Source organism: Cupriavidus sp. 30B13, from assembly GCF_049059565.2.
Classification (GTDB): Bacteria; Pseudomonadota; Gammaproteobacteria; order Burkholderiales; family Burkholderiaceae; genus Cupriavidus.
Genome location: NZ_CP188224.1, coordinates 2959966 through 2976823 on the forward strand (window position 1 = coordinate 2959966; position 16858 = coordinate 2976823).

At 66.7% G+C, this 16858-nt stretch carries 16 protein-coding genes and 1 pseudogene; 1 reads left to right on the forward strand and 16 read right to left on the reverse strand.

Going from position 1 to position 16858, the window contains the following annotated elements:
- The first annotated feature begins 401 nt into the window (after nucleotides 1-401).
- Nucleotides 402-557 carry a hypothetical protein gene (locus ACKI2N_RS32350; protein ID WP_420997940.1) on the forward strand — a complete coding sequence of 52 codons (156 nt, stop codon included), beginning with the start codon at nucleotides 402-404 and terminating at the stop codon, nucleotides 555-557.
- 781 nt (nucleotides 558-1338) lie between these two features.
- On the opposite strand, the pseudogene ACKI2N_RS32355 reads toward ACKI2N_RS32350, so the two are convergent.
- The 16 genes and pseudogenes from ACKI2N_RS32355 to ACKI2N_RS32430 form a co-directional block, all read right to left on the reverse strand.
- Nucleotides 1339-2055: pseudogene (locus ACKI2N_RS32355) on the reverse strand (substrate binding domain-containing protein).
- 168 nt (nucleotides 2056-2223) lie between these two features.
- Nucleotides 2224-3153: a quinone oxidoreductase family protein gene (locus ACKI2N_RS32360; protein WP_420997941.1), complete on the reverse strand. Its 930-nt coding sequence runs from the start codon at nucleotides 3151-3153 to the stop codon at nucleotides 2224-2226.
- Between the two features lie 149 nt (nucleotides 3154-3302).
- Nucleotides 3303-3938, reverse strand: coding sequence for a hypothetical protein (locus ACKI2N_RS32365; RefSeq protein WP_420997942.1), 636 nt, complete (start codon nucleotides 3936-3938; stop codon nucleotides 3303-3305).
- Nucleotides 3929-5026, reverse strand: a complete 1098-nt coding sequence (locus tag ACKI2N_RS32370; protein WP_420997943.1) for an iron-containing alcohol dehydrogenase — start codon at nucleotides 5024-5026, stop codon at nucleotides 3929-3931. Before ACKI2N_RS32370 ends, ACKI2N_RS32365 begins: the two co-directional genes overlap by 10 nt.
- A 65-nt stretch (nucleotides 5027-5091) precedes the next feature.
- On the reverse strand, nucleotides 5092-5544 hold the full coding sequence (locus ACKI2N_RS32375; protein ID WP_420997944.1) for a PaaI family thioesterase: 453 nt from the start codon (nucleotides 5542-5544) through the stop codon (nucleotides 5092-5094).
- Between the two features lie 154 nt (nucleotides 5545-5698).
- The gene (locus ACKI2N_RS32380; protein WP_420997945.1) at nucleotides 5699-7366 is read right to left on the reverse strand and encodes an AMP-binding protein; all 1668 of its coding nucleotides are present in this window, start codon (nucleotides 7364-7366) and stop codon (nucleotides 5699-5701) included.
- 82 nt (nucleotides 7367-7448) lie between these two features.
- A complete protein-coding gene (locus ACKI2N_RS32385; RefSeq protein ID WP_420997946.1) occupies nucleotides 7449-8093 on the reverse strand; it encodes a TetR/AcrR family transcriptional regulator in 645 nt (214 codons plus the stop codon).
- 38 nt (nucleotides 8094-8131) lie between these two features.
- The gene (locus ACKI2N_RS32390; protein ID WP_420997947.1) at nucleotides 8132-8836 is read right to left on the reverse strand and encodes an ABC transporter ATP-binding protein; all 705 of its coding nucleotides are present in this window, start codon (nucleotides 8834-8836) and stop codon (nucleotides 8132-8134) included.
- Nucleotides 8829-9593 (reverse strand): ABC transporter ATP-binding protein, encoded by a 765-nt coding sequence (locus ACKI2N_RS32395; RefSeq protein WP_420997948.1) that lies wholly within the window; start codon nucleotides 9591-9593, stop codon nucleotides 8829-8831. Before ACKI2N_RS32395 ends, ACKI2N_RS32390 begins: the two co-directional genes overlap by 8 nt.
- On the reverse strand, nucleotides 9590-10639 hold the full coding sequence (locus ACKI2N_RS32400) for a branched-chain amino acid ABC transporter permease (RefSeq protein WP_420997949.1): 1050 nt from the start codon (nucleotides 10637-10639) through the stop codon (nucleotides 9590-9592). The genes ACKI2N_RS32395 and ACKI2N_RS32400 overlap by 4 nt, the downstream gene beginning before the upstream one ends.
- Nucleotides 10636-11511: a branched-chain amino acid ABC transporter permease gene (locus ACKI2N_RS32405; RefSeq protein ID WP_420997950.1), complete on the reverse strand. Its 876-nt coding sequence runs from the start codon at nucleotides 11509-11511 to the stop codon at nucleotides 10636-10638. Before ACKI2N_RS32405 ends, ACKI2N_RS32400 begins: the two co-directional genes overlap by 4 nt.
- A gap of 12 nt (nucleotides 11512-11523) precedes the next feature.
- Nucleotides 11524-12798 (reverse strand): ABC transporter substrate-binding protein, encoded by a 1275-nt coding sequence (locus ACKI2N_RS32410; protein ID WP_426990882.1) that lies wholly within the window; start codon nucleotides 12796-12798, stop codon nucleotides 11524-11526.
- Nucleotides 12799-12872: 74 nt separating this feature from the next.
- Nucleotides 12873-13652 (reverse strand): SDR family NAD(P)-dependent oxidoreductase, encoded by a 780-nt coding sequence (locus ACKI2N_RS32415; protein WP_426990883.1) that lies wholly within the window; start codon nucleotides 13650-13652, stop codon nucleotides 12873-12875.
- On the reverse strand, nucleotides 13649-14806 hold the full coding sequence (locus tag ACKI2N_RS32420) for an acyl-CoA dehydrogenase family protein (protein WP_420997953.1): 1158 nt from the start codon (nucleotides 14804-14806) through the stop codon (nucleotides 13649-13651). Before ACKI2N_RS32420 ends, ACKI2N_RS32415 begins: the two co-directional genes overlap by 4 nt.
- A 39-nt stretch (nucleotides 14807-14845) precedes the next feature.
- Nucleotides 14846-15640, reverse strand: a complete 795-nt coding sequence (locus ACKI2N_RS32425) for an enoyl-CoA hydratase/isomerase family protein (RefSeq protein ID WP_420997954.1) — start codon at nucleotides 15638-15640, stop codon at nucleotides 14846-14848.
- A 24-nt stretch (nucleotides 15641-15664) separates the two neighbouring features.
- Nucleotides 15665-16825 carry an acyl-CoA dehydrogenase family protein gene (locus tag ACKI2N_RS32430; protein ID WP_420997955.1) on the reverse strand — a complete coding sequence of 387 codons (1161 nt, stop codon included), beginning with the start codon at nucleotides 16823-16825 and terminating at the stop codon, nucleotides 15665-15667.
- Between the last annotated feature and the right edge of the window lie 33 nt (nucleotides 16826-16858).

Consider the following 16858-nt stretch of genomic DNA (forward strand, 5'->3'; position numbering starts at 1 on the left):
CACCTGAGCGGTGCCGCCAGTGGAATCCGCACCTGCCGGAGAAGACCTCGGGGGAGCGATGCAATTACGCCACACATTTCCCACATGGAGGACCGAGTAGCGAAGCGCCCTTCCATTGACTCGATGCAAATACATGACATAATTGTGAATGTATGTATCAGTCATTAAGGAGAGTCTGGTCGTATCAAGTCAGATGGCGCTGACGATCTCGGGTATCTCCGCAGCCAGCAGATGGCTGGTCGCCTGGGTGGAGCACTTCGGGTCGGTAGTGTTTCTGCGACGACGGGTACCAGAGCGACAGTCATTACGGAAGCCTCGCAGGTTGTCAACCAGGCAACTGAGACATCCCCGCGGGCGCGGCCGGCGCTCTGGCCGGTGCCTTTGCCGGCAACGCCATCAAGATGCGCAATGTCTGGAGCGATCCGAATCACGCATCGGGCGTCGGGCAGAGCCAGCGCCAAGTACAGGCGCCGCTCGACAACAAGGTCAATTTCGACAAAGTCCAGTACCTCTGCGGCTATGCCACTGGCGGCAATGAATACGGGAGCCGCCCATAGTACTGCGGCAAGGTCAGTATGGAACACGAAACGTTCGGCGACTCGTGGCTCGCACGCAAGCGCATGCCAGTTCCCGAATCGTTGGCCGGACCAAGATGATGCAGCCCGTGTCTCCGATGAAGGCGACGCGGCGCAGGATGTACGCGAGTGTCGTCAGTCCGGTATCAAGGCACAAGGGAGTAGTCCGTCGATCCGGCTTATCGGGTGATCGGCGATCCGACATAGCACGTAGTGCAGATAGCCTCCCAGTAAAAGAGCCGCGTGCGATTGTCTTAGACCAGCTAACAAACCGCTCCACGAACCCCGAACAGATGACGGGCACAAGGCAGGGTAAGCAAAACCGGATGAGTGGCGCTGCGACGTTCGGAACGATTCCGACGCTTACCTGCGCATCACGGACCGGCTTAAAGACGTCATCAAGACCGGGGGCGAATGGCTCGGTTCAGGCACGCTCGAGGATCCGATCCGCCAGCATCCTGAGTCAGTGAGCCGACGCAATTGCGGTGCCTTATATAAAGCGGGGCGAGCGTCTGACAGCGATCGTGGTTGCGCGCGACGGTGGCACGACAAGCTGCAGCGGTGCGAGATCTCGAAATTGGCCCCATAATTGTGCTTTCCCAGATACCAAGACCTCGCTCAAGCGGACTTCGTTTGGGCGGCCGTATAGGTTCGTGGCACGACGGCCTACCGAAGCAGGAGCTATGCAATCAACAGTCTTCGATTCCTAGCGAATGGCCGCCTTGAACCAGCGGGCGCGGTGCCTGTATCCGCATCACCAACCTTATGCCGGCGATCGGATACTGTCCGCGAGCTGGTTCAGCTCCGCCCGCGTCTTGGCCGGCATTTTCTGGCCTTGCGGGATAATCGCGTGGACGGGCAGGCCGGGAATATTCGCGCCGGGCAGCACGTTGACGAGCTGGCCAGTCGCCACACACGGCTTTACCATGCCGTATAACAACTGTGAGATGCCAAGCCCTTGCACGAGGGCTTCCGTCAGCGCCTGTCCGTCAGCGACGATAATCGCTGGCTCCGGCGAGATGTGCCGGATCTCCTTGCCGTCAAAAAGCGCCCAAGGGCGCAGGCGTCCGGTCTAGCCGCGGAAGACCACGGCGTCATGCTCGTCCAGGTCGGCAATGCTGTTCAGCTCGCCCCTGCGCGCGAGGTAGTCCGGCGAGGCATACAGGCCGAAGCGCATCTCGCAGAGCTTGCGCACCGTCATCTCCCAATCCGCGGGCAATTCCCCAATGCGCACCACGATGTCCCACCCTTCGCTGATCGGGTCTGAAATCTTGCCGGTCAGTGACAGCTCCAGCGTTACCTTCGGATGGCGCGCCCTGAGAGAAGTGAGGACCGGGATGATCAGGCGGCCCAGCGCGGCAGGCAGATGACGCGAACCCGGCCGGCAGGCTCCACGTGCGCCGCGGAAAGGGCCAAATGCGCTTCGCGCAGGCTGTCGAGCGTCTGCCCATATGCGCAGTCGTGCCAGTAGCGCGCCCATGTTGGAAGTCAGTGAGCGCAGAGCGGATTCAGGAAGATTTGCTTGTCGGTTCGATACGGCGCGGCTACCGCCGCTCTTCTCGATTGCGCTACCGGGTAGATTGGACTCGTTGGCGGAGCCGGCCACACAACGGGCGGCTCGCCGCTAACTCTCAGGACGCCATGATCCCTATGGCAGCAAAATGATGGATCCGGTCGACTGTGCGCTCTCGATCAGCCGATGGGCATCGGCCGCCTGCGCCAGCGGAAACCGCGCCCCGATGTGGACCTTGAGCGTGCCGTCCAGCACACGGGCAAATACCTGGTCCGCCGCCGGCTGAACCGCGGCAAGCGTGCGCAGGTACGGCGACAATCCCGGGACGGAAACCGAAAGAGATTGATAGGGCCCGAGCTCCGCAAGACCGACGGTGGGAAGCGGTCCGCCGGACTGCCCGAGGTTGATGGCCATGCCGAACGGCTTGATAACGGCAAGCGAGCGGGTGAAGTTGTCGCCGCCCACGCCGTCGTACACGACGTCCACCCCCGCGCCATTGGTCAGTTCCCTGGTCGCCTCGACGAAATCGGCGTTCTTGTAGAGGATGACAGCGTCGGCGCCGGCCGAGCTGGCCAGATCGGCTTTCGCCGGGGAGCCGACCGTCCCGATCACGCGAACCCCCAGCGCCTTCGCCCACTGCACGAGTACAAGCCCGAGCCCACCCGCCGCGCTATGAACCAGCACGGTATCGCCCGCATTCAGCGGCCGCACGCGCGACATCAGCATATGCGCCGTCATCCCCCGCAAGCTGATGGCTGCGGCTGTGTCCGTGTCGATGCCATCCGGCAATCGCATCAACAGCCACTCCGGAATCGTGCGGCGGCTGGCGTATCCGCCGATCACAGGCGAGCGAGGATAGCTGACCCGTTCCCCCACTCTTACGCTCGTCACGCCGGGACCGATCGCTTCCACGACTCCGGCCCCTTCGACACCCAGCGCCCGCGGCAATTCGCCAATGGGAAAGAGGCCTTTCCGGTGGTAGGTATCGATGAAGTTGACGCCGGCCGCCTCCTGCCGCAATAGAACTTCACCCGGGCCGGGTTCTTGCAGTGAGACGTGGTCCAAATAAAATTCCTCCGGCCCGCCAAATTTCCGGATCTTTACTTCGTCTGCGCTCCATCTCATTCGTCTTCCTCCATTTGCTTGCGATGAAACAATGATTGCTCCGCTTGCCATGCGCGGCCGCGACGGCGCCTGTCACCCGTCACCCCGCATTACGCCCGGTACCAGTGCGAGAAAAACTCCCACGGGTGATGCTGTTGAATCCACTGGGTCCCGCAGTGCCCGCAGACATAGCGGGACTGGACGCTGCGCTGCTGTCCGACGTCGCGGATGCGTTGCCCGCGCGCCAGCAGATGCGCGGCCGGAGCCGCCTGCCTGCCCAATCGGGAAAACGCGATGCAGGACGGGCAGGCCGCACCGGCACGATTGTTCAGGAGGCGATCTGCCGCCTCCGCATCCATGCTGCCGGCCTCGCCCATGCCGGTGTTGGCCTCGCGCACGCGGATCCGATTCACTGCCGCCCAGAACAACGCTCGCAGCGCCGGACTGTCGATACCGCGCATCGTCTCCAGGCACGGTGGAATCTGCGACTGCGTTCCCAGGCCAAGCTCGCACGCGGCAGCAAAGGCGAGAATCTGCCTGCGCCCGCGCTGGCGCCGCAGCCATGCATCCAGATGGGTGGCGGCGCTGGCAGCCTGCCGCACCAGCGCTTTCACCTCGCGCCGCAGCGCCGCCCATTCATCGGTCGCGCGCGGCGGGGCATTGCGCCAGGCGGGCCGGGCGCAGTCCGCCTCGCCGCAGTGACTGCCCCCGCCGCGTTTCGGTGCGGGCCGCGAGATCATGGCCACGGCCCGCGCGAGGCGGTGGACTCTGAGCGCGCTTCGACCTCCTGCATGGCGCGCACCAGTGCCATGGCATCGAGCGGCAAGGGAAAATTGGCCAGATGCGGCGCCTGCATGGTCGCTGCCGCGATCTGCGCGAAATCCGCCAGCTCTGCACGGCGCCCCGACATCGACCGCAGCGAGAACGGCAACCCGACGTCGCGAAGAAAGCCGGCGAGCTCATCGATAAAGCCGCCGTCGCGGCGCTCGGCTGCGACCTGCACCATGACGCCGTAAGCCACATGCTCGCCGTGCAGCGCGTCCGCGCCATGCGGCGAGCACATCAGGCCACGCGTGACCGAATGCGCCAGCGACAGCCCGCCGTTCTCGAATCCCAGACCGGACATCAGCACGCAAGCCTCCACGAGCGCTTCGAACGCCGCATCCGGCGCACCCTGCTTCATGGCCGCGAGCCCCGCTTGCCCCTGCAGCCGGATCGTGTCATATGCCGCGCGGGCAATCGCCCTGCCGATCGCGGGCGGCGCGCTGCCGAGCATGTTCCGGCCTTGCGCGGCCCACGCGGCATCGGCCTCGAAGCTCTTGGCGATGGCGTCGCCGATACCTGCGCGCATCAGTCTGAGCGGGGCCCGTACCATCAGCGCGGTGTCCGCGATCACGGCCAGCGGGCTGGCCTGCATGTGCTCCACCGCGACCAGCCGGTGGGCGTCGTCGTAGACGGCATAGACACGGCTGGCGGGCGCGTCGCTGGAAGCCACCGTCGGCACCGAGATAACCGGCAGGCCGCGCACACGCGCCGCACCCTTGGCCATGTCGATGGCCTTCCCACCGCCCACCCCGATCACCACCGCGGCATCGGCTGGCAGGGACTGCGCCAACGCGGCGATGGCGGCATGGGTGACTTCACCGCCGATGCGGCATCTGGGCGGCGGGTGGCGTGGGCCATAGGCTTCGCCGATCAGCGGCGAGACCATCTCGTCGATGCCGCCGTCGATCACGATGGCCGCGTTCGTGCCTGCCCGCGCCGCGAACGCCGGCAAGCAGGACAGCGCGCCGGGACCCTGCACATATTCGGCCGGAGAGACAAAGCGCAGCATGCGGCGCTCTCCGGTATCCGGCGCGTGCGTTCCAGCGGCCTGGCCTTGCCGTGCGCGGGCATGGTCTAGGCGCATGATTGCCCCGCTATCACGGCTGAAAACACGCCGCTGCCACGCAGCAGCAAACGCCCGCCCTCGCCGCGCAGCATGCAACTCGCAAAGCGAAGCCGGCCCGCCGGCTTGTCGATGCAAACCGTGGCTTCGATCCATTCACCGATACCCGCGCCGGCCTGGAAATCCAGGTTGAGGCTCACTGTTGCCAGTTGCAGCCGAGGGTCCGCGTCGGCCAGCAGGTTGAAGCCGATGACATAGTCGGCGAGGGTGGCGAGCATGCCACCGTGCATACGGCCGAAGCGGTTGCCGTGATGCGGCATCGCCCGGCAGCCGATATCCCAGTACCCTGCCGCATTGATGCGGCGGTAGACCGGCCCCACGGCCTCCATGAAAGGCTCAGTGGGAATCGCGACATAGCCCGGCGGTATTGCGGCCGCCGGCACGCGCGTCGGATCAACAGACATGCCGACTCCCCTGCGAGTTGACGCTGTGCCGGCCCATAGCAGAACCCTCCGGCACCGAATATCGCCTCACGGGACCGATGGCCACGCGATCGGGCGGCGTCACCACATGCTGCGGCAACGCGGAAAAGAGAATGGACTTCAAGGGGGGCTCCGTTCAGGACGCGGCGGTCTCGGGCGCCGCGCCGGCTTGTGCCGCGCGGGCGCGAAGTTCGTGCTTGAGAATCTTGCCCGAGGCGGTCTTGGGCATCGCCTCGACCATGAACAGCCGCTCGGGAAACTTCTGCCGTGCCAGCCCGGCCTGTTCCAGGTGCCGGCTCAGGCTATCCAGCGTCATGCCAGCACCGGGACGCAGCACGACATAGGCACAAGGCGTTTCGCCCAGCCGCGCATGCGGCATGGCGACAACCGCGGCTTCCAGCACGTCCCGGTGCGCGTGGATGACGTCCTCGATCTCCTTCGGGCTGAGGTTTTCGCCGCCACGGATGATCAGGTCTTTCTTGCGGCCGGTCACGGTGATGAAACCGTCCGCCGACAGGCAGCCGAGATCGCCGGTGCGGAAGTAACCATCGGCGTCGAACGCCTCCGCGTTGTCCTGCGGGCGGAGATACCCCAGCATGACCTCCGGACCACGCACCAGGATCTCGCCGCTGGCGCCGGAGGGCAACGCCGCTCCGGTGGCCGGATCGACGATCCGGACCTCATTGTTGACGACCTGGCCGTCGGTCGCGGCGCCGCGCTCCCGCGCCTCCTGCGCACGGATGCCGAGCGTCACCGTCGGTGTCTCGCTGCTGCCATAGACGCGGCACACCACGCAGCCGGGCATGAGGCGCGCCGCGCGCCGCGCCAGTTCAGGTGGCACCGGCGCCCCGCCACTGGCGAAAATGCGCAGCGAAGGCAGGCCGACACCGCTGCGTTCCACGGCGTCGGCCAGCTCCGCCAGGAACGGCGTGGCCGCGACCGTGAGGGTGCCGCCTTCGGCGCGCACCAGCGCCAGCGCGGCGCCGGCGTCCCAGCGGTCCATCAGCACCACCCTGACCCCGGCGACGAAGACATACTCCAGCGCGTAGGTATAGCCGGTGATGTGCGTGACCGGAGACGGCATGAACACGACGTCATCCGCGGTGACGTCCCAGAAGCGCGACACGGCGTCGAGCTCGGCCATGAGCGTGTTGTGGCTGTGCAGCACGCCCTTGGGCCGCCCGGTAGTGCCGCTGGTATAGAGCAGAAGCTTGACGGCGTCGGGCGAAACCTGACATGGCCGCCACGGCGCGGCGCCGACGCCCAGTTCCTCGAAGGCGTTCCGGCCGGACGACTCGCCGCGCACGGTGACCACGAGGAGCGGCTGCGCGATGCCGGCCAGGATGCGTTCCAGCATGGCGTCATAGTCGATGCTGCGGAATCGCTCGGGCACGAAGATCGCGCGCGCCCGGCTGTCGTCCAGGATGAAACCGACCTCGGCATCGCGGTAGATCGACACGATGGGATTGATGACCCAGCCACCCAGCGCGGCGGCCAGGTTGATCGCCACCGCTTCCCACCAGTTCGGCAACTGGAAACTGACGACGTCGCCGGGCACCAGACCGGCATCGCGCAGGCCGCAGGCAATGCGTTCGGCCTCCCGCAACAACCCGGCATAACTGAGGCGCCGCTCACCATCGACGATCGCGATGCGCTCCGGCACTTCATCCGCGCGCTGCCTTGCCAGCCGCTCCGTGGTCAGGCCGCGCCATGCTCCGCTTCGTGTGTACTGCCCGATCAGCTCGTCAGTCAGACGAGTGCTCCAGCCACTTGCATCCATGCTCATGTCGGTCTCGTTGTCCATCTGCATGACACCGACGGGCCAGCCACACTGCATCGCGCTGCGGCGCCCGCCTGTGCAGGGATCGCCGCGCCGCTTCAGCCCGTCACTTCAGGCCGTTACGCACCAGTTTCATGTACGTCTCGACCACCCAGTCGGGGAGCTTCTTGGTTTTCTCGCTCCCCTTCACATACCGCAAATAGAGATAACTGCGCGCCGACTGGAACACATAGGCCAGCGCTTCCAGCTCCTTGCCCTCGAACTCGCGGATTTCGCCGCTTTCCACGCTGCGCTGGAGCGACTGCACGTAGTGCTCGGTCAGCAGCTTCATGTGGGCCGCGTGCGCCACCGGAGCGGCGACCTCGGCCTCGTTCAGGACCCGCACGAAGCCCGGGTTCGTGCGCAGGAATTCGAAAAAAGCGCGAAAACCACGCTCCTCCACCTCGAGGAACGAATGCGCGCCGTGCACTTTCTTGCGCACGTAAGCCAGCAGTCCGGCGCCCACGTGGGGCAGCAGCACGTCGAACAGCGCCTGGCGCGACTCGAAGTAGAGGTAAAACGTGCCCTGCGCAATGCCGGCCGCCTCGGTGATGCGCCCGATGGACGCGTCGGCGTAGCCATGCTGGCCGACTACCTGCGCCGCGGCGGCGAGGATCTTGTTGCGCAGTTCTTCCGCCCGCGCCTCGCGCGTGGTGCGGCGCGCCTTGGGCGCCAGGCTGGTGGGGTTGGTGGCAGCGGTGTCGGAGCTCATACCTGTGGGCGATGGATTGATCGTGGGCGCCGGCCACCCTACAGCGCCAGGTAGCGTTCGGCGATCTCGGGCCGGCGGTCGTAGTCCGCCCAGGTGCCCGAAAACACGATATTACCGGCATCCATCACATAGACATATTCGCTGCACGCCCGCGCGAACCAGACGTTCTGCTCCGCCACCAGCAGCGCGGTGCCCTCCAGTGCGCAGGCATGGCGTATCTGCTCGGCCATCTGCGCCACGATCAGCGGCGCCACGCCCTCGGTCGGCTCGTCCAGCAGGAGGCAGCGCGGACGCGTCACCAGCCCGCGCGCCACCGCCAGCACCTGCTGCTGCCCGCCGCTCAACTGTGTACCCTTGCGCTCCAGCAGGCCACCCAGCAGCGGAAACAGGCCGCAGCTCTGCGCCACGTCGTGGCAGGCGGTGCCGGCGCGGGCGCCGTGCCGCGCGATCGCCAGGTTCTCCGCCACGCTAAGGTGCGCAAAGATGCGGCGATCCTCCGGTACGAGGGCCAGCCCGCGCCGCACCCGCAGGTGCGTGGCCACGCCGCCCAGCTCCTGGCCGTCGAACCGCACGCTGCCGCGCACCGACGGGCCGCCGCCCACGATGCTTTTGAGTAGCGTGCTCTTGCCGGCCCCGTTGCGCCCGAGCAGGGCCACGCCCTGGCGCGCCCCGACGCGCAGGCTGACCGAATGGAGGGCGATACTGTCGCCATAGAAGGCGCTGACGTCGCGCAGCTCAAGCATGTTCGTGCCCCAGGTAGACTTCGCGGACCAGCGCGGAGGCCCTGACCTCGTCCGGCGTGCCAGAGGCAATCACTTCGCCGTAGTTCAGCACGGTAACGTGGTGAGCCAGCGCGAACACCACGCTCATGTCGTGCTCGGTCAGCAGGATCGCCATGGACAGCTCGCGCGAGATGCGGTTGAGCAGCTCCACCGCGGCGAGCCGGTCGCCCGGTGACATACCGGCCATGGGCTCGTCCAGCAGCAGCATGCGCGGGCGCAGCGCCAGCGTCATGGCTAGTTCCAGCCGCTTGCGCTCGCCATAGGCCAGGATGCCGGCGGGGTCAGCCGCACGCTTGTGCAGCCCCACGGTCGCGAGCACGTCCATCGCCTCGGCCAACAGCGCGGCGGAAGCACGCACGCGCAGCCGCCGCCAAAGGGAAGCTGGCGACGCCGCAGCGCAGGCCTCCAGCGCCAGCGCCACGTTGTCCAGCACGCTGAATTCGCCGAACACCCGCGCCACCTGGAAGGTGCGGCCGATGCCGTCGCGCACGCGCCTGAAACCAGGGCGCGCGCCGACGTCGCGGCCCTCGAAGCGCACGCTGCCCCGTTCGGCGAAGACCTCCCCGCTCAGCACGCGGAACAGCGTGGTCTTGCCCGCCCCATTGGGGCCAATCACCGCATGGGTGGTGCCCGGCGCCACGCTGAGAGAGACGTCCTTCAGCACGGAAATGGCGCCATAGCTCTTGTGGATGCCGCTGGCCTGCAGGCTCGGGGTCATGCGTCCACCTCCTTGCCGGCAACCGCGGCCGCCCGCGCGTGCGCCGTGGCGGCGCGCGCGCCCTGCCCACGGCGCCTGGCCAGGCGCGCCACGGCGCCGGCCATCCCGCCCGGGAATGCCAGCACCACGCACAGCAACGTCGCGCCGATGACGATCTCCGACAAGCCTACGATATTGCGCGTGGCGTGCTCGAGCCCCAGGAACACCAGCACGCCGGCCACCGGACCCCAGTAGAACGCACTGCCGCCCAGCAGGCAGAACAGGATCGGCAGCGCCGAATAGCTCCAGTGCGCAACCTCCGGCGTCAGCAACTGCGCCAGCGGCGCATACATCGCGCCGGCCAACCCGGCGCCCGCCCCGCTCAGCACGAAGGCCGCCAGCCGCGCGCGGTGCACGTCGATGCCGAGGAACGCGGCGCGCTCCGGCTCCTGGCGGAGTGCGGCCAGCACGCGCCCGAACGGGCCGTGCCACAGCAGCCACGCTCCCGCGCCAAGCAGTACGGCCAGCGCCAGCAGGAAGTAGAACAGCGTCGTGCCCTGTGCCAGGTCCAGCGTGGCTACACCGAACAGATGCATCCGCGGACGGGCGATGCCGGTCAGGCCGTCTTCGCGCCCGAGGACCGTGGATTTCGAAATGACGACATGCAGCAGCTCCGCCAGCGCCAGGGTCAGGATGGCGAAGTAGTTGCCGCTAGCGCGCCGCAGCGCCAGCGCGCCGACCAACCAGGCCATCGCACCGCCGGCCAGGCCGCCCGCCGCCAGCGCCGCCATGATCGACGGATCTTCGCCCTTGAGGATCAGCCCCGCCGCATAGGCACCGCCGGCGAAGTAGGCGGCGTGCCCGAAGCTGACCATGCCCGCCAGGCCGAAGATGGTGTTGAAGCTCAGTGCGAAGACGATCTGCACCAGCACCACGCCCGCCAGGAACACCAGCCCGGCATCGGCCCAGGCCGGCACCGAAAGGAACAGCACCAGGAGCGAGGCAAAGATGGCAATATCGGCCCGCCGCGCGCCCGCGATCAGGTCCGTGTCAGGGTTCGGGTTCATCGCAGACCTCGCATCAGCCCCTGCGGCCGGATCAGGAGAATGGCCGCCAGCGCCACGAAAAAGAACAGGCCGGGTACGTCCGGCACAAAACTGTCGCCAAACGATGTGACCAGCCCCAGCAGCACCGAGGCAAGAAAGGCACCGCGGATATTGCCCAGCCCGCCCACGATGAGTGCGCCGAAGGCCTGAATGATCAACGCGCTGCCCATCGACGGCGACAGGCTCTGGTTGACCGACAGTAACGCGCCGGCCAATCCCGCCAGCGCGAAGCCGCACACCACGGTCCAGGAGAGCACCGCGTTGACGTTGATGCCGACCAGCCCGGCCATCCACGGATCGATGGCCACCGACTGCACGCGCTTGCCGACCTCGGTGCGCAACAGCACCGCATCCATCACGGCGAACACCGCCACCCCGCAGGCGATGACGAACAGCACGAAGCTCGGCGCGACGACATCGCCCAGCGCCACTGCGCCACCGAGTTCCACCGGCGGCGCCACGCTCAGGAAATCGATGCCCCAGACCACCTTGACGACGCCCTGGCAGAGAATCAGCAGCGCATAGGTGGCGATGAGCGAATACGCCTCGCTCACGCGCTGCAGCCGTCGGAACACGAAGCGCTCCACCGCGGCGCCCAGCAGGCCCACCGCCACCGCGCAGGCCAGGGCAACCAGCAAGAACTGCCACAGCGAGTCCGCCTGCAGCGCGGCGCCGATGGTGTACGAGAGATAGGCGCCGATCATCAGGAAGCCGCCGTGCGAGAAATTCAGCACGTGCAGGATCCCGAAGACCAGCGACAGGCCGGCCGCCGTGAGGAACACCGTCATTCCCCACGACAGGCCGTTGAGCAGGGTCAAGGCTATCTGGTCCATGCGGGCTCCCCGTCAGGCCTTCACGTAGCGGAACGAAAGCGGCTTGCCCGGGGTGGGGGGATCGACGAAGTCCTGGCCCGGCATCTTGATGTACTCTAGCACCTCGAACCCGGCCGCCGCGGTACGCGAGCCGCGCAGCCGGTACATGATCAGCGGCTTGATGGCCTGGTGGTCCTCGCGGCGGAAATGGCGGGGCCCGCAAACGGTATCGAAGGTCACGCCTTCGAGCGCCTTGACGATGGCCTGCGTCCCGGTGCCGCCGGCCTCCTGGATGGCCTTCACGTAAGCCATGACCGCGGCATGTCCCTCTCCCACCCAGCCGGTCGGGTACGGATCGTTGGTCCGCCTGACGTGCTCCTTGAGCACTGCGTTGCTGAGCGGCAGGTCCTCGAAGGCGCCGGCATACCAGTGCGAGCCGCACCACATCTCCGGCAGCTCCCGCTTCATCGCCTTGGCCACCACGAATTCGTTGGCGGGATCGACCACCACCTTGGCCTTGCGGAAGAAGCCGTAGGGCTGCGCCTGCTTGAACAGCGTCACCGCGTCGCCGCCGTAGACGGAGACGAAGAAGCCGTCGGCCGGCAGGCCCATGGCGGAACCGATGACGTTGCGATAGTCTGTCGCGCCGTACTGGGTCTTAAGGGCCTGGGAGATGCTCGGTTCCTTCTTCGCCACGCTGGGGTAGTACTCGAGCAGGCCCTCCTCGAAGCAATTCCATGTGGTGCGCCCGTACTCATGATCCGGCACCAGACCGGACCAGCGCGACACCGCGCCGTAGCGCTCGGCCAGCGCGCGCGCCATGAAGCGCAGCTTCATGTAGGGGTTGTCCGTCACGCGGAAATAGTTGCGGCTGAAGTTCTCCTTGGTCAGCTTGTCGGAATGGGCCGCGCAGGTGATCAGCACGGCCTTCTCCTGCTCCAGCATGGCGGTCAGCGCCAGTGCCACCGCGCTCGATACCACGCCCATCTGCAGGTTGACGCCACTGCCTGCCAGTTCGCGCGCGGCCACCGTGGCGTCGGCCGGCTTGGCCTTGTCGTCGCGGATCACGAGCTCGAGCTTGCGGCCGTTCACGCCTCCCGCCTGGTTGACCTGGTCGACCGCGATCTGCGCGCCCAACAGCATGGGCTGACCGATCGGCGCCTGCGCCCCGGTGAGCGAAGAAATGAAGCCGATCTTCAGCGGATCTTTCGACTGCGCCCGCGCGACGCCGCCCAGCAGCGTCCCGGAGCCGGCCACGGCCGCACCAGCCCCAACTATCTTGAGTACATCTCTACGTTTGAGTTTCACTCTTGTCTCCTCTTGTTTTATTGACGGCGAGGGGGGCCTCTGTGGACCCCGCCGGGCAAGGCTACGAAGCGGGATCAGGCGGACGCGATATCTCCCGCCCCGCCGAACGCGGTCCATCCGCCATCGACGGCCAGTACGGCACCGGTAATGAAAGCGGCCCAGTCCGAAACCAGGAATGCCGCTGCGCGCGCGATCTCCTCGGGCCTGCCGAGGCGGCCCAGCGGCGTGCGCTGCTGCAGGCGGCCCTCGTCGAGCTCCTGGCGCCGGCACAGCGCCTCGACCAGTGGCGTGGCGATGTAGCCAGGCGCAATGCAGTTCACCCGCACCCCTTGCGCACCCCATTCGCAGGCGAGACTCCGGGTCAACAATTCGACGCCGGCCTTGGCCGGCCCGTAGGCCGTGCGGCGCGGGAAGCCGGAAGCCGCCGTGACCGAGGAGATATTGATGAGCGCGCCCGCGCGCTGCGCCAGCATGCGCCGGCCTGCCTCGCGGCATACCAAGTAGGTACCGCGCAGACTGATGTCCACCACCCGCTGCCAGGTCTCGGCATCCTGCTCGACGGTAGGCACGAGCTGGTCGGAAATCCCGGCACAGTTGACGGCAATGTCCAGGCGGCCGCGGCCAATCCCGGCCGCGGCCGCCACCATGCGTTCCACATCGGCCTCGCTGCGCACGTCGCCATGCACGTAGTCGCCGGGCAGGTCCGGCGGCGGCTCGAGGTTGAGGTCGCTGACCACCACCGTCGCGCCGAGCGTCCTGAACAGCGCCGCGACAGCCAGGCCGATGCCGCTGGCGCCGCCGGTGACCAGCGCCGTGCGTCCCGCGAGGGTGATCGGGGTCTGGTTTCCTGTCATTGCCGTGCCATCCATTTGTAGATGTTGTTGCGCTGGATCGCCGACGAGCCGCCGATGATGGGCAGGCCCAGCGAGTCGCGCACATAGCGCTCGACGTCGAACTCCTTGACGTAGCCATAGGCACCGAAGATGGTCTGGCATTCCAGCGCGATGGCCTTGCCGGCCTCGGTGGCGAACAGCTTGGCCATCGAGGTCTCGCCCGAACAGGGAAGCTGCCGGTCCGCCATCCCGGCGGCCTGGTAGAGCATCAGCCGGGCGCCGTGCAGGCGGGTCTTCATGTCCGCCAGCTTGTGCTGGATCGACTGATACGTGCCGATCGCCGCGCCGAACTGCCGGCGCTCGGCGGCGTAGGTCCAGGCGTCGTCGAGCGCGGCCTGCCCGATGCCGACCGCCATGGCCGCCACTTCGAGCTTCTCGACGTCGAGACCGGAGCGGGCCACCATGGGCCAGGCATTGTTCCATCCGGCCGCGCCGCCGACGATCATGTCCGGGGCCAGCTCGACGTCCGCGAACGTGACGTCGGTGGTCGGGAAGCCTTTCAGTCCCAGCCCGTTGATCGGCTCGATGGTGACGCCGGGGTGGGTGGGCGGAATCAGCAGCAGCGTCAGGTTGCGGTAACGCTCCTGCTCCGGGCCGGTGCGCACCAGCGTGTAGATGTAGTCGCTCTGCGCGGCGCCGGAGCAGAATCGCTTGGCGCCGTTGACGACGATGACATCGCCATCTCGGTGAGCGCGCGTGCGCACGCTGGCCAAGTCGGAACCCACGTCGGGCTCGGTCCAGCCGTAGGCAAAGATCATCGAGCCATCCACCACGCGCGGCAAGATCTCGGCCTTCTGGCGGTCCGTGCCGCATTCAACGATGTTCATGCCCGCGTAGCAGGCGGCATTGATGTAGGGAATCGCCACGGCCAGGCTGCGCCGCGCCAGTTCCTCGATCACCACCATCGCCGCGACGATGTTGCGGCCCAGGCCGCCGTACTCCTGCGGCACGGTAAGGCCGAGCACGCCCAGGCCGGCGAGCTTGTTGAAGACGTCGCGCGGAAACGTGTTGGTTTTGTCCCACCGGGCCGCGAGGTCCCGGGGCATTTCCTTGTCGACAAACCTGCGCAGCGTCTCGCGCAGTTGCCGGATGTCATCCGCTTCGGAAAGGTCCACGATGGAGTGTCCTGCTGGGTTGGACGCCGGTTTGGCGGGTCACTCGCCGGTGAAGACCGGCGTGCGCTTTTCGCGGAAAGCATTCACCGCTTCCTGGTGGTCGCTGGTGACGTTGGACAACGATTCGTAGGCCAGGCAGGCATCCATGGCCGAATGCGCGATCTGCTTTAGCGCGATGTTCGTAGACATCTTGGTCCAGCGGATCGCCTTGATCGCGCCGGCGTTTAGGCGGTCGGCAAAGGCGTCCACCGTGGCGTCGAGCGCTTCCGGATCCACGCTGCGGTTGATCAAGCCGATGCGCGCGGCCTCCTCCGCAGACAGCAGATCGCCCGTCAGCAGGTATTCCTTGGCGCGCACGAAGCCGAGCAGTTGCGGCCAGATCACGGTGCCGCCGTCGCCTGCGACCAGGCCCACGCTGACGTGCGGATCGCCGATCTTGGCGCGGCTGGAAGCGAAGATGAGGTCGCAGAACAGCGCGATGGTGGCGCCCAGACCGGTGGCGTGGCCGTTCAGCTTGGCGATGACCGGCTTCTCGCAGTCGAGCAGCGAATAGACGATCTGCTTGGCTTCGCGGGTGGTCTTCTCGAAGCGGCTCGGGACGTCGATCGCGCTTTGCATCCAGTCGATATCGCCCCCCGCGCAAAAGGCCCGCCCGGCGCCGGTGATGACGACCAGGTCGGAATCCGGGTCGCGCGAGCAGTCGACGAACACTTGCGACAGCTCCTCGTGCATCAGCTCGTCGACGGCGTTGAGCCGGTCGGGCCGGTTCAGAGTGACGGTCAGCACGCGGTTGCGCCGCGAGAACGCGATGGTCCGATAATCTTCGAACTTCATGATGTCTCCTCCGATTGCGCCGGCTCAAAGGCCGGCGCTGGTCCACTTGTAAATGTTGTTGCGCTGGATCGCCGACGAGCCGCCCATGATGGGAATCAGCAGCGCGTCGCGCACATAGCGCTCCACGTCGAATTCCTTGACGTAGCCGTAGGCGCCGAAGATGGTCTGGCATTCCAGTGCGATGTCCTTGGCAGCCTCGGCGGCATACAACTTGGTCATCGAGGTCTCCACCGCGCAACGCTGGTGCTGGTCGGCCATCCATGCCGAGTGGTAGAGCATCAGGCGTGCGGCGTGCAGGCGCGTCTTCATGTCGGCCAGCTTGTGGCGGATGGACTGGTAGTCTCCGATCGGTTTGCCGAACTGGCGCCGTTCGTGCGCATAGGCCCAGGCATCCTCGAGTGCGGCGGTGGCGACGCCGACCGCCACCGCGGCCACCTCGAGTTTCTCCACATCCAGACCCGATCCCATCAGCATCGACCATCCCTGGTTCCAGCCCGCGTCCCCCCCTACGATGTGGGCAGCCGGAATCTCGACGTTGTCGAAAATCACGTCCGTAGTCGCCGCGCCCTTCATGCCCATGCAATCGATGCGGGTGATCGTCACGCCGGGGGCATCCGGCGGAATCAGCACGAACGACAGGTTGTGGTAGCGCTCGCTCTCTTCGCCGCTGCGCACCAGCGTGAAGATGTAGTCGCAGATCTCCGCTCCCGAGCAGAAGCGCTTGGCGCCATTGACGATCACCTTGTCTCCCTCGCGCCGAGCGCGCGTCTGCACACTGGCCAGATCGGCACCGACGTCCGGTTCGGTCCAGCCGTAGGCGAACATCAGCCGTCCGTCGACCACGCGCGGCAGCAGCTCGTGCTTCTGCGCCTCGGAGCCGCACTCCACGAGGTTCATGCCGGCATAGCAGGACGCCATGAGGTAGGGCACCGACACCGCAAGGCTGCGGCGCGACAGCTCCTCGATGACGATCATGGTGGCGACGATGTCGCGCCCGGTCCCGCCGAACTCCTCCGGCACCGTGAGTCCCATCACGCCGAGCCCGGCAAGCTTGCCGAACACTTCGCGGGGGAAGATGTTCTCCCGGTCCCATGCGGCCGCGGCTTCGCGCGGCATTTCTTTTTCCACGAAGCGGCGCAGCGTTTCCCTGAGCTGCCGCGTTTCGGTCGTTTCGGTGAAATCCACTGCTTCTCCCACTGTCGATGACTGGTCGTCGTT

Excerpts from the sequence above, each read along its gene's own strand:
- ACKI2N_RS32350 (WP_420997940.1), top strand. The coding sequence starts at position 402 with ATGCGCAATGTCTGGAGCGATCCGAATCACGCATCGGGCGTCGGGCAG.
- ACKI2N_RS32370 (WP_420997943.1), bottom strand. The coding sequence starts at position 5,026 with ATGCTGCGCTTTGTCTCTCCGGCCGAATATGTGCAGGGTCCCGGCGCG.
- ACKI2N_RS32375 (WP_420997944.1), bottom strand. The coding sequence starts at position 5,544 with ATGTCTGTTGATCCGACGCGCGTGCCGGCGGCCGCAATACCGCCGGGC.
- ACKI2N_RS32380 (WP_420997945.1), bottom strand. The coding sequence starts at position 7,366 with ATGGACAACGAGACCGACATGAGCATGGATGCAAGTGGCTGGAGCACT.
- ACKI2N_RS32385 (WP_420997946.1), bottom strand. The coding sequence starts at position 8,093 with ATGAGCTCCGACACCGCTGCCACCAACCCCACCAGCCTGGCGCCCAAG.
- ACKI2N_RS32390 (WP_420997947.1), bottom strand. The coding sequence starts at position 8,836 with ATGCTTGAGCTGCGCGACGTCAGCGCCTTCTATGGCGACAGTATCGCC.
- ACKI2N_RS32395 (WP_420997948.1), bottom strand. The coding sequence starts at position 9,593 with ATGACCCCGAGCCTGCAGGCCAGCGGCATCCACAAGAGCTATGGCGCC.
- ACKI2N_RS32400 (WP_420997949.1), bottom strand. The coding sequence starts at position 10,639 with ATGAACCCGAACCCTGACACGGACCTGATCGCGGGCGCGCGGCGGGCC.
- ACKI2N_RS32405 (WP_420997950.1), bottom strand. The coding sequence starts at position 11,511 with ATGGACCAGATAGCCTTGACCCTGCTCAACGGCCTGTCGTGGGGAATG.
- ACKI2N_RS32415 (WP_426990883.1), bottom strand. The coding sequence starts at position 13,652 with ATGACAGGAAACCAGACCCCGATCACCCTCGCGGGACGCACGGCGCTG.
- ACKI2N_RS32425 (WP_420997954.1), bottom strand. The coding sequence starts at position 15,640 with ATGAAGTTCGAAGATTATCGGACCATCGCGTTCTCGCGGCGCAACCGC.